Source organism: Mesorhizobium sp. M1A.F.Ca.IN.022.07.1.1, from assembly GCF_003997575.1.
GTDB lineage: Bacteria > Pseudomonadota > Alphaproteobacteria > Rhizobiales > Rhizobiaceae > Mesorhizobium.
In genome coordinates, this window is record NZ_RZST01000199.1 from 1 (window position 1) to 10970 (window position 10970).

At 65.0% G+C, this 10970-nt stretch carries 12 protein-coding genes; 2 read left to right on the forward strand and 10 right to left on the reverse strand.

Features of this window, described 5'->3' with window-relative positions; translation table 11 throughout:
• The 3 genes from EOA75_RS20765 to EOA75_RS20775 all read right to left on the reverse strand — a co-directional run.
• Window positions 1–493 (reverse strand): amidase family protein (locus EOA75_RS20765; protein WP_245466695.1); only part of this gene is annotated, 493 nt, incomplete at its 3' end.
• A 118-nt stretch (window positions 494–611) separates the two neighbouring features.
• Complete coding sequence (locus tag EOA75_RS20770) at window positions 612–1214, reverse strand: sulfotransferase family protein (RefSeq protein ID WP_067322446.1); 603 nt, start codon at window positions 1212–1214, stop codon at window positions 612–614.
• A gap of 47 nt (window positions 1215–1261) precedes the next feature.
• Window positions 1262–2158 (reverse strand): VOC family protein, encoded by an 897-nt coding sequence (locus tag EOA75_RS20775; RefSeq protein ID WP_067322442.1) that lies wholly within the window; start codon window positions 2156–2158, stop codon window positions 1262–1264.
• Window positions 2159–2288: 130 nt separating this feature from the next.
• Between EOA75_RS20775 and EOA75_RS20780 the strand changes: the two genes are divergently transcribed.
• Complete coding sequence (locus EOA75_RS20780; protein WP_067322438.1) at window positions 2289–2588, forward strand: hypothetical protein; 300 nt, start codon at window positions 2289–2291, stop codon at window positions 2586–2588.
• 189 nt (window positions 2589–2777) lie between these two features.
• Here EOA75_RS20780 and EOA75_RS20785 read toward each other — a convergent pair whose 3' ends face one another.
• The 6 genes from EOA75_RS20785 to ampC all read right to left on the reverse strand — a co-directional run bounded on the left by EOA75_RS20785 (window position 2778) and on the right by ampC (window position 9039).
• A complete protein-coding gene (locus EOA75_RS20785; RefSeq protein ID WP_067322435.1) occupies window positions 2778–3092 on the reverse strand; it encodes a MocE family 2Fe-2S type ferredoxin in 315 nt (104 codons plus the stop codon).
• Between the two features lie 84 nt (window positions 3093–3176).
• Window positions 3177–4139, reverse strand: a complete 963-nt coding sequence (locus tag EOA75_RS20790; RefSeq protein ID WP_127325041.1) for a sugar ABC transporter substrate-binding protein — start codon at window positions 4137–4139, stop codon at window positions 3177–3179.
• 114 nt (window positions 4140–4253) lie between these two features.
• A complete protein-coding gene (locus EOA75_RS20795; RefSeq protein ID WP_127325042.1) occupies window positions 4254–5261 on the reverse strand; it encodes a sterol desaturase family protein in 1008 nt (335 codons plus the stop codon).
• 8 nt (window positions 5262–5269) lie between these two features.
• Window positions 5270–6061: a 3-methyl-2-oxobutanoate hydroxymethyltransferase gene (locus tag EOA75_RS20800; RefSeq protein WP_127325043.1), complete on the reverse strand. Its 792-nt coding sequence runs from the start codon at window positions 6059–6061 to the stop codon at window positions 5270–5272.
• Between the two features lie 280 nt (window positions 6062–6341).
• Window positions 6342–7346, reverse strand: coding sequence for a LacI family DNA-binding transcriptional regulator (locus EOA75_RS20805; RefSeq protein ID WP_127325044.1), 1005 nt, complete (start codon window positions 7344–7346; stop codon window positions 6342–6344).
• A gap of 532 nt (window positions 7347–7878) precedes the next feature.
• Window positions 7879–9039 carry a class C beta-lactamase gene (gene ampC, locus EOA75_RS20810; protein ID WP_127325045.1) on the reverse strand — a complete coding sequence of 387 codons (1161 nt, stop codon included), beginning with the start codon at window positions 9037–9039 and terminating at the stop codon, window positions 7879–7881.
• Between the two features lie 102 nt (window positions 9040–9141).
• Between ampC and EOA75_RS20815 the strand changes: the two genes are divergently transcribed.
• Window positions 9142–10152, forward strand: a complete 1011-nt coding sequence (locus EOA75_RS20815) for a LysR family transcriptional regulator (RefSeq protein ID WP_127325046.1) — start codon at window positions 9142–9144, stop codon at window positions 10150–10152.
• On the opposite strand, the gene EOA75_RS20820 is transcribed toward EOA75_RS20815, so the two are convergent.
• Window positions 10044–10670, reverse strand: a complete 627-nt coding sequence (locus EOA75_RS20820) for a TetR/AcrR family transcriptional regulator (protein WP_082980661.1) — start codon at window positions 10668–10670, stop codon at window positions 10044–10046. The genes EOA75_RS20815 and EOA75_RS20820 overlap by 109 nt on opposite strands.
• Between the last annotated feature and the right edge of the window lie 300 nt (window positions 10671–10970).

Below are 10970 nucleotides of genomic sequence, written 5' to 3' on the forward strand. Positions count from 1 at the left end.
CGGCCGCCGCGCCGCCGCTGGAGCCGCCGGATGTGCGGGTAACGTCCCACGGATTGACGGTGCGGCCGAAGATCGGATTGTCGGTCTGCAGGTCGCGCAGCCGGGGCGGCACGTTGGTCTTGCCGATGATGATAGCGCCGGCCTTGCGCAGCCGCGCGGCAATCGTGCTGTCCATCGGCGGGACATGATCGGCAAAGGCTTCCAAACCGACGGTGGTGCGCATGCCGGCTGTGGCATGGCCGTCCTTCAGCGTGACCGGCACACCGTTGAGCGGACCGACGGCCTCGCCGCGCGCGACCGCCATATCCGCGGCCTTCGCTCCGGCGCGGGCCGCCTCCTCGTCGAGGGTGACGATGGCGTTGAGCAGCGGGTTGACGACAGCGATGCGGGCAAGCTGCGCCTCCATCGCCTCGACAGCGCCGACCTTCTCCTCGCGGATCGCCGCCGCCAGTTGCGAGGCGGTCAGGAAGGTGGTGTCCAAATGGCTCGTCATGGTGGTGTTCCTTCCTGCGGAACGGAAATAGGGGAGTAGGGGAGTAGGGAAGATCAGACTTCGTGAACTCCGCACATCGGATGCCAATACCTTTTTCCCCTATTCCCCTCCCTTCCCTTCAATTCAACGAAAGCGCCGTCCGGAACTCCTTCGTGGTGTTGCGGTTGGGATAGGGCTCGTCCGGCACCGGAACGCCGAGATGGGCGCAGAGCGGCGCCCAGCCGTCGCCCAGCTTGTGAACCAGCAGGCGCTCGGCCGGCACCGTCTTCAGCACCGCTTCGATATTGGCCTCATAGACGGCAATCGCATGCGTGCGGTCCTGCGGACGGCCGCCGAAAACCTGCTTCGTGACAAGGGCGACGCCCAACGACTCCTGATCCTGGCTGTCAATGACGGCCGGCAGGATGGTTTTTGCGAAACTCTCCCACCAGCTTTCCGGCGAGCGCCAGGTGAGGATGACGCGCGCCTCGGGGTAGGCCTCGATCAGCTCGCGCCAGTAATGCACCGAGGGCCAGTCGACGCAGGATTTATAACCGGCAAACAGCCGATCCCAATCCGGCGCGGCGCCTTGGGCGAGCGCTCGCCAGAGCCGCTTCTGCTCCGCATGCGCCATGACCTCCGACATGTGATGGCACGGGCCGAAGCCGAGCATGGTCAGCGCCTCGCGCATCGAATCCGTGCCGGTGCGGCCGAAGCCGGTTCCTATCACCCTGATGGTCATTCTCCCCTCCTCCCACTTGTCTTCCCCAATCGTCCGCTGCGGCGCGATCAACCTTCCCGAAGCACGAACCGCAAGCGATTGCCTTCCGGGTCCGCGGTCTCCACGGCACCGCCGATCTTTTTCGGCGGCAGGTTGGCGGCATCGAGCCTGCGTTCCAGCGCAGCCAGCTCCTCGACCGATGCAAGCTCAACCGTGAAATGGTCGAGGCCGGCGGCACCCGGCGGCGGCTCGCGCAGCTCGTCACGCGCCCAGATGTTGAAGGCGACCATATGCGGCCGGCTCCCGGTGCCGCAGTCGAACATGCCGAAACTTCTCGACTGGATGTGCGGGCGGAAGCCGAGCACACCGACATAGAATTCCATCAGTTCTTCCGGCGCGCGGGCGCGCATATGGATGTGGCCGATGAAGGCGTTCTTCGCCATCCTCTGCTCGACATGGCCGGAATTGCCGAGGTCGCGCAAAAGGCCCGGGAGATGGAGCGGCTCGAGCCCGGAATGCGCGCTGCCGTCGGTGCCGATCAGCGCCACGCGGCCATCGGCCGACACCTCGCGGCGCAGACAGCGTTCCGGCGTGTCGAAGCAGATCTCGATGCCGTTGCCGGACGGGTCGGAAACGTAGAGCGATTCCGAAACCAGGTGGTCCTGGGCGCTGTAGCGCAAGCCGGACGCCTTAAGCCGGGCGGCGGTGTGGGCGAGGTCGCGGCGGCTCGTCACATGGATGGCGACATGGAAGAGATCGCGCGATTTCTGCGGCAAGGCGATCCGCGCTCCGGCGTGAAGCACGATAAGCTTCCGCCCACCGGCGCCGAGCTCCGCCGTGGCGGCATCCTCGCCGAGGACCGCCAATCCGAGCGTGTCGCGCCAGACGATCAAGGCAGCCGGGATGTCGGTCACCCTGAGATGGACCGGCCCGAGACGGGTGGCTTGAGGCAACCCTTCGTCCATGGTCGTCCGTCCGATTGCGGTCGGCGAACATATTAGCCGTGAACGATATTTCTGTCTCGCGCCAAGTTCGGGTTGACCCCTCCCCGGCGGGCGGCGACTATTGCCACGAAGCTTCTTGGGAGGAGACCACATGGACGAGACCGACCACTGGCGCAACATGGCGAGCGCGCCGCGGGACGGCAGTCGCATCCTGGTGACGGTGCGCTCGTCCGAACAGGGACCGGCCGAGGTCGACATGGCCTACTGGTCGCGCGCCGACCAGTTCGGCGAGGAAGGCTGGCGGGCGTCGGATTCATCGCCCGGACGCGTCGTCGAGTATGCCGAGCCGGAGCTCAGATGCTGGATGCCGCTGCCCACGGCGGGGCGAGGTTCGTTGCCGAGCCCCTGGGAAGGCGAGGACGTGCCGCTGGTGGATGGCGAGGGGATTTAGCGCCTCTTTCCTTCTCCCCTTGTGGGAGAAGGTGTCGCCGAAGGCGACGGATGAGGGGTGCTGGACGGAGTGAGGCGCTGGGGAATGTCGCTGCGCTGTCGTCGTGGCCGCCAAGCTGGAACACCCCTCATCCGTCTCGGCGCTGCGCGCCGATCCACCTTCTCCCACAAGGGGAGAAGGGGGAGCTTTTCAGCCCACCGCCACCATCACCGCTCCCGCCTCGACCTTCGCCGGATAGGTCCTGAGATTGATGCATGGCGGCAGGCGCTTGGCGGCTCCGGTGCGGTAGTCGAAGGCGCCGGCGTGCTTTGGGCATTCGACCTCGTAGTCCATGACCAGCCCGTCGGCGATGTGCACCGCCTCATGCGTGCAAAGCCCGTCGGTGCAGAAGACCTCGTCGTCGGGCGAGCGAAAGACGGCATAGGTCTTGCCGCCATGGTCGAAGCGGCGGGCGCCTTCCTGTTCGATGTCGTCGAGCCCGCAGGCCCTGATCCAACCGGTCATTTTTCTTCCCTTCAGATCTGTCTTGCCTTCAGATCGAGGCGAACCCATCGGGGCGGCGAAGCCGGCCGCCCCGATGATCCGGGTCTAGTTCTTGTTCAGGTATTCCGCCGCGTTGGCGGGCGTCACCAGTTCGAACGGCACATAGACGACGCGGTCGACCTTCTCGCCTTTGGCAAGCGCGAGCGCCGCATCGACACCGCCGCCGCCCTGGCCCTTGGCGTTCTGGAACACCGTGACCGAGAGGTCGCCGGCCTTCATCGCCTGCAGGCCGTCCTGCGTGGCATCGATGCCGCCGACCACGACATTCTTCAGGTCGACGCCGTTGGCCTTGAGCGCCAGGATGGCGCCGATGGCGGATTCGTCGTTGTTGGCGATGACGGCGTCGGGCGCCGGGCCGGCAGTCAGCCAGTTGGTCATCAGGTTCTGCGCGTTGTCGCGCGACCATTCGGACGACTGCTTGTCGGTGACCTTGATGAAATTGCACATGTCGGTCGAAAAGATCTGCTCGACATCCTTGGTGCGCTGGAGCGCCGCCTGATGCACCAAGCTGCCCATGATGATGTAGGCGGTAGCGCCGGCCGACTTGCCCTTGGCGCGCAGCATCTTGCAGACCTCGAAAGCTTCCAGCGTGCCGGACTCGACCTCGTTCGAGCCGACATAGACCTGTTTCTCCGGCAGGTTCTTCATGTCCGATGGCTCGAGGTTGACGAAAACCAGCGGAATGCCGGCCTTGGCGGCTTCCTCGCTCATGGTCTTCGAGGCATTGGTGTCGACCAGCGTGACGATGATGGCGTCGACACCGCTGGCGATGAAATTCTTGACCTGGTCGAGCTGTTTGGCGACGTCGTTCTGGGCGTCCTCGACCTGAATTTCGGCACCCTTCTCCTTGGCGCGGGCCTGCATGCCATGCATCAGCAGCGTCTGGAAATTGTTGTCGAAGTTGACGATCGAGACGCCGAGCTTGGCGGCGAAGGCGCCGGTCGAGACAGTCGCGAACGCGGTCGCCATCAAAGCGGCGAGCGCCGTCGAGATGAGAAGCTTCTTCACGGGTTTCCTCCCTCTGGATTTGGAGTGCCGGCTCACTCCTGTCTTATTCGCCGGCCCTTTCGGGATCGTTGAAGCGGGCGGCTCAGGCCGGCCACGTGGCTTTCTCTGCAGCTGTCATTTCGCGGCGGCGTTGGCGCGCGCCTTCTTCTTCTCGTAGCGGGCCTGCATGCGCGCCTCGCCGTCCTTGCTGCCGTCATGGAAAGTGCCGAACCAGCGGTCGAACGGGATCAGGCCGTCGCCGTAGTTCACCTCGAAATATTTGTGGTGCAGGTAATGGATATAGGCGTGGCTATCGACCGATCTGTCCTCGGTCAGTTCCACCTTGTCGAAGCCGACATGGCCCGGGATCGCGCCGAAGCCGGCATAGTGGAGCTGGTAGAGCGCCAGCAGCGGGTTTGACGGAATGATCAGGTGCCAGAAGGCGACGCCGAGATAGCCGAGCTGCTCCACCGGATGCATCGACAGCGACGACCAGGGCGACGGGTTGACCGAATTGTGGTGCACCGAATGCACCCATTTGTAGAGCGGCCCCCAATGGATCGTCCGGTGCAGCAGGAAGAAATGCGTCTCGTGGATGATCGGCACCACCAGCGCCAGGCAGAACAGGTAGACGGGGTTCTCCGCGAAGGTCAGCCACGGCACGTAGCCGTTGGCGTAGGCGTAGAGGATCGCCACCTCGATCGCCGTCCAGATCGGCATGCCGGTGCCGAAGGTGCGCAGCATGTTGTCGATGTTCTGGTTCTCGAAGAAGAAGGCTTTGCTCTTCTGCTCCGAGGGCCATTTGCTGTTGTATTTGAAGTGGTTGCCCTGGGCTCTCAAAATGTAGAGTCGAAGCTCGAAAGCGCCGAAGAAGACAAGCAGCGCCGCGCAGTTGACGATGAACAGGCGCAGGATCCAGCCGATGGCGAGCGTCTTCATCGTCTCGACGTCCGGCAGCACGTAGCGCCACCACACCACTGCCGAGAGGGCGAAGAGCAGGTTGTAGGGCAGGAAATAATGCGGCAGCCACTTCAGCAGCGCCAGCGGTCGCGGCGGAAACGCAAAGAGCGGCGCGGTGCCGGCCGGTTCGTTCGGGGCCCAATCGCCCCTCTTGTTGCGCGTGCCGTATTGCAGGTCGTCCATGGCTGGTCTCACAGCGATTGAGAGAGCGTGAGGAGGCGGTCATAGGCGGCATCGTCCATGTCCACCTGGTGCTTCGCTTCCGGGTAGCTGCCTGCGGCGACGTCGCGGCCGAAGGCGCGGAACGCACTGATGCGCCTTTCCTGCAGCTCGGCCTCCAGCGTGACGAAGTCGGCATAGCGCTTGGCATGGCGCGGATAGTGGCCGGTGTGGGTGCCCAGCACGTCGCAGGAGAACAGATACTGCGTGTCGCAGGCAGTGCCGCAGCCCATGCCCATGGTGATCAGCGGCGTCGAGCGGGTGATGTGGTCGGCGAGCCTGACCGGCACCACTTCGACCTCGATGCAGGCCGCACCCGCATTCTCCAGGTCCTTGGCCGCGCGCAGCACCTTGAAGGCCTCTTCCGCCGTGCGGCCGACGGCGCGGAAATTCGTCCAGGTGGCGCGGTTCGGCACCAGACCGACATGGCCGGTGACGGGAATGCCCTCCGCCGCCATCGCCTCGATGAAGCGCGGCGAGTGCGATGAATAGACCGCGTCGGCGCCGCGCTTCATCATGGCGAAGCCCAGCCGCACCGCCTCGTCCGGCGACGCGACCGCGCCATGCGGCATGCCGACGGAGAGGAACGCGTAAGGCGCCGCCCGGCGGATCGATTCCAGATTGTGGTCGGGCTCGCAGGAGAGGATGACGATGTCGCAGGCGACCGCGGCCGCCGCCTCGGCTGGCGTGTCGACATGCAGCTGCAGCCATTTCCTGCTGCCCTTGGCGCTTTGCAGGTCGTAGGCCGTCAAGCGTCTTGCCACCGATGATCCTCCCGTTCGCAGGGCGGACGATCAGGCTTGTGAAAGCTCCCCCTCACCCGGATTGCCAGCCGAATTGCGAAGCGCAATTCGGGGCCATCCGACCTCTCCCCAGGGAGAGAGGAGCCAGGCTGCGTCGGTGCCGGCCCTCTTCTCCGCTCGGGAGAAGGTGGCCGCGCAGCGGCCGGATGAGGGGGAGAATTCGCACATGCTCGTCTCCCGTTCGCGGTCGAGTTAGCACCGCGATACCGGCCAAGGCTCGCGCAACCTTGATCAAATCAGATCAAAGGTTCTCGGCAGTGAAGGTGATGAAGCGGATCGGCGGGTTATCGACCGGCAGGTCGTGCAGGTTGAGCGCCGCCAGCACCAGGTCGATGGCGCGGCGCGCCTGCGCCTCCGGCGCCTGGTCGAGCACGACGTCCATCGTGCCGTCATGCAGGCCGCGCGTGCTGCGCTCGGTTAGTTCATGGCCGACGAAGAAGACGTCGCGACCGCGTGGGTGCCGGCGCAGCACTTCGTTCAGGGCCGTGTTGGCGCCGCCGGCATTGTACAGGCCGGCAAGGTCGGGCCAGCGCACAAACGCCTCATGCAACTGCTCGGCATTGCGGTCGCCGTTGTCGAAACCGAACAGGGTGGCGATGGGCTCGAAATCCCGCCCCTCGTCGATCAGATAGTCGAAGAAGCCCCGTACGCGGTCGCGGTGGACGCGATAGATCTGGCTGTGACAGATCGCGACCACCTTGCCCGGCCGCCGCTGCATCTTCGCCATCAGCAGCCCCGCCATGCGGCCGGCGGCGTAATTGTCGATGCCGACATAGGTGCTCTTGGTGCCGGAGATCTGGGTGACGATCTGCACCGTCGGGATGTTTTCCGCCTCCAGCTTCGCCACCGCCGCGCTCACCAGCGGATGGTCGGGCACGGCGAGGATCAGCGCGGCGCGCCGCATCTCCGGTTCGAGGATGCGCTTGGCGATCGCCGCCGGATTGGCCTCGTCGAGAAAGGTGCGGTGGACGGCGATCGAGCGGTCGAGCGTCGCCGCGATGCGTTCGAAGGCGCGGGAGAGGCGCGCGAAGAAGGTGGCGTCGGGCCTGACCAGGATCACCTCGATGCGGATGACGCCGCGATGCGCTTCGGGCAGTCGGCGCGGATAGTCGAGCGAGCGCGCCGCCGCCACCACCTTCTCCACCGTCTCGGGGCGCACCCCGCCCCTGCCGTTCAAAACGCGCTCCACCGTCGCCGTGCCGACCCCGGCGCGGCGGGCAATTTCGAGGAAGGTGGGCTTTGGAATGGGCGGGCTCCTGGGGGTGCTTTGGCGCGAAGCCTAGCCGTTCTCCGGCAACAGGAGAAGGCGAGACGCCGAAGCCGCTAATCTCCCCCCTTGCGGGGGAGATGGCCGGCAGGCCAGAGGGGGGTGCGAAGGAACGCTACCGTTGGCCGGATCGGTTCACCGACAGGATGAATGTGGGACTGCCAAGAATCGACAGGCTGGCGGGACAGCACCCCCCTCTGCCCTGCCGGGCATCTCCCCCGCAAGGGGGGAGATTGGCAGTTTCAACGCCTCAAAACATAAACGCCGCCGTCGCCGGGTTTGACCCCGTTCGGCCGTCGGCGCCGCCCAGGCCGCACTATCCTGCGAACGTCTCGACGATGATGCGGGCCATACGCACGATCGGCAAGGATGCGAATGCGCCGGCAAGCGCTGAACGCCGGGTGATCGAGGTCATCTGTTTCTCCATTTTTGGGCAGGTTTTTTGGGGCGCAGGCGGTGCGCCGGTGAAAAGTGGATTGGCCAAGCAGCACCGAAGTGACCGGACGAGCGGCTAGTCGGTGAGCCGCGACAGCACCTGGTAGGCCGCCCTGACTCGCGCCTCATTCGGGTAAGCCTTGTTCGCCAGCATGACGATGCCGATCTTCCTCGACGGGACATAGGCGACATAGGCGCCGAAGCCGTTTGTCGAGCCGGTCTTGTTGAGCACCATGTCGGCGCGTGGCGCCATCGGCGGCTCGATCGCAGTTGCAGGGATCGGCTGCAGCATACTGGGCGCATTCCCGGCGACGATCTTCGCCAGATCGACCGGATAGGGATACTGCTCCCAGATCAGATCCTGGATCAGTTCGCCCGCGCGGAAATAACCGGTGTGGGTGGCTTCGAGCGCGCGTGCGAGATCGTCCGGCACCTTGCCGACGCCCATGTTGGCCTCGATGAAGCGGATCATGTCGACTGCGTTCGACTTGATCCCGTAGGCCTTTTCGGCGAGCAATGCCGGGGTGACGCGGACAGGCTTGTCGTTGCGGTTGTAGCCCCAGGCGTAGGATTTCATCTGTGCGGCCGGGACGTTGACGTAAGTTCGCCGCAAGCCGAGTTCCGGCAACAGCCGTTTTTCCATCAGCGCCGGAAAGCTCGCGCCCATCGCCTTGGCGGTGGCCATCCCGAGCAGGCCGATGCTCGGGTTGGCGTAGGTGCGGGTGGTGGCGGCCGCGAATTGCGGCTTCCATTGGCGATAATAGGCGATGAGCTGTTTTTGCGTCTTCACCGTATCGGGCAGTTGCAGCGGGAAACCGCCGGCCGTGTGCGTGGCGAGGTCGAGCAGCCTGACGTCGCCCAGCGCGCTGCCCTGAAGCTCGGGCATGTGCTTGCCGACCTTGTCGCCAAGTGCGAGCTTGCCCTCGACCTCGGCATAGGCCGCGAGCGTCGCGGTGAAGGTTTTGCTGATCGAGCCGAGCTCGAACAACGTATCGCGCGTGACGGCTGCCTGGGTGTCCTTCTCGGCCACGCCATAGTCGATGAAGAAGCGCTCGCCGTTCACGGACACGGCGACGGCCATCCCCGGAATGTCGTACTGGGCGATCACCGGCTTCACCGCCTCATCGACGAGCTGCCTTATCTTGGCGTCCTGATCGGCGGCGCGAGCGCCTGACAGGCTGCCCGGCGCGCAGGCGAAGACGACGGCAGCGATGGTGAGACGAAGCCGGCTGCACATGATCTGCTCCCTCTGGATCGGATGAATGCGGGTTTATGACCCCTTCGAACCGGCTACAAACGATGATAAATCGCAACAGCTATAAGATAATCTTGGGCATCGATGGTTCGACCTTACCTGCCGCTCAATGCATTGCGGGCCTTCGAGGCGTCGGCCAGGCATCTCAGCTTCACACGTGCCGGCATCGAACTGGCGGTGACGCAGGCCGCCGTTAGCCAGCAGGTTCGATCGCTCGAACAGCGGCTCGGCGTGCAGCTGTTTCGCAGGTTGCCTCGCGGCCTCAAGATCACGGCGGAAGGCGAGGCTCTGCTGCCGATCGTCGGCGACGCCTTCGACCGCCTGGCGCGATCGCTGGAGCGGGTCGGATCTGGAAAACTGCGCGAACCGCTCGTCGTCGGCGCCGTCGGAACCTTCGCCGTCGGCTGGCTGCTTCCGAGACTGGAAGACTTCCGGCGCACCCATCCGTTCGTCGAGTTGCGCCTGTCCACCAACAACAACCGCGTCGACCTGGCGGCCGAGGGATTGGATTTTTCGATCCGCTTCGGCAACGGCGCCTGGAATGGCCTTCATGCGACTGAACTTTTCGAAGCACCTCTGACGCCGCTTTGCACGCCGGAACTGGCGGCGACGCTTCACGCGCCGCAGGACCTCGGCGCGCTTACCTTGCTGCGCAGCTACCGTCAGGACGAATGGAGCCGCTGGTTCGAGGCCGCCGGCATGGAAGCGCCTGCGAACTTCGCGAGCGCGATCGTCTTCGATTCTTCACTGGCGATGATGGAAGCCGCCGAACAAGGGGCAGGCGTTGCGCTGGCTCCGGCGCTGATGTTTTCGCGACAACTGAGCAAGGGGTCGATAAGGCGCCCTTTCCAGGCCTCAATATCGCTCGGCAGCTATTGGCTGACCAAGTTGAAGTCCAGGGAACCGACCGCCGCGATGTCGGCCTTTGCGGACTGGATCACCAGCTTGGAACCGGACCAGACGAAGCGCACCCAGCTAGCGGTGCTTCAGCCGGCTTTCGCCGCCTCCGATGCCCCGAACCTCAGCCCGTCCATCAAGAGCTTCACCAGCCGCCCCGAGCGGTCCCGCCAGTCGGGCGTGTTGGGGGCGGAGTAGATGCCGCCCAGCGCATGCAGCACGTCCGACGCATCGACGTCGGCGCGGATCTTCCCCGCAGCTGCGGCCTGTTCGACCAGCCCCTTCAGCGCGCCGGATACGCGGCCCGAGGTATCGGAGAACAGCGTCGAGTTGGTGGTGAGCAACAGCCGCAGGCTTGTCGCCAGACCGCGCTTGGTGGCGATGTAGTCGACGAAGCGCTGCATCCAGAGTTCCAGCGCCACATCGGGCGGATGAGCGCCGGCAAGTTCCTCGGCCGCATGGCAGAGCGCTTCCACCTCGCGGCGGTAGACCACCTCGACCAGATGCTCGCGCGTCGGGAAATGCCGGTAGAGCGTGCCGATGCCGACTCCTGCCCGCTTGGCGATCTCCTCCAGCGAGGCATCGACACCCTCGGCGGCAAACGCCTGCGCCGCCGCCTCGACAAGCTTGTCGCGGTTGCGCCGCGCGTCGGCGCGCAGCGGCTTTGGCGCCGGCGTTTCAGGCTTTTCGGCAGGCTCCGAGGGCTGTTCAGTCAGTTTTTTCTCCACTGTCGCAATATGGGGCTTGAACCCATGCGGGTCAGCCCCCACGTAAATAAACGGAGGCGCCTCCGTTTTAGTGGAGTTGTCTTATCATATAATCAGGGGAAGCGATATGTCACGGGGTAAGCGCCTAATCTTCCCCCTCGAGGGGGAGATGTCGCCGAAGGCGACAGAGGGGGTCGCCGCGCGTGAAACGCCTTGCTGGCGCGCGAGGCGCGAGGACGTTGGCGCTCTACGTGAGACGACCCCCTCTGCCCTGCCGGGCATCTCCCCCGCAAGGGGGGAGATTAGCTG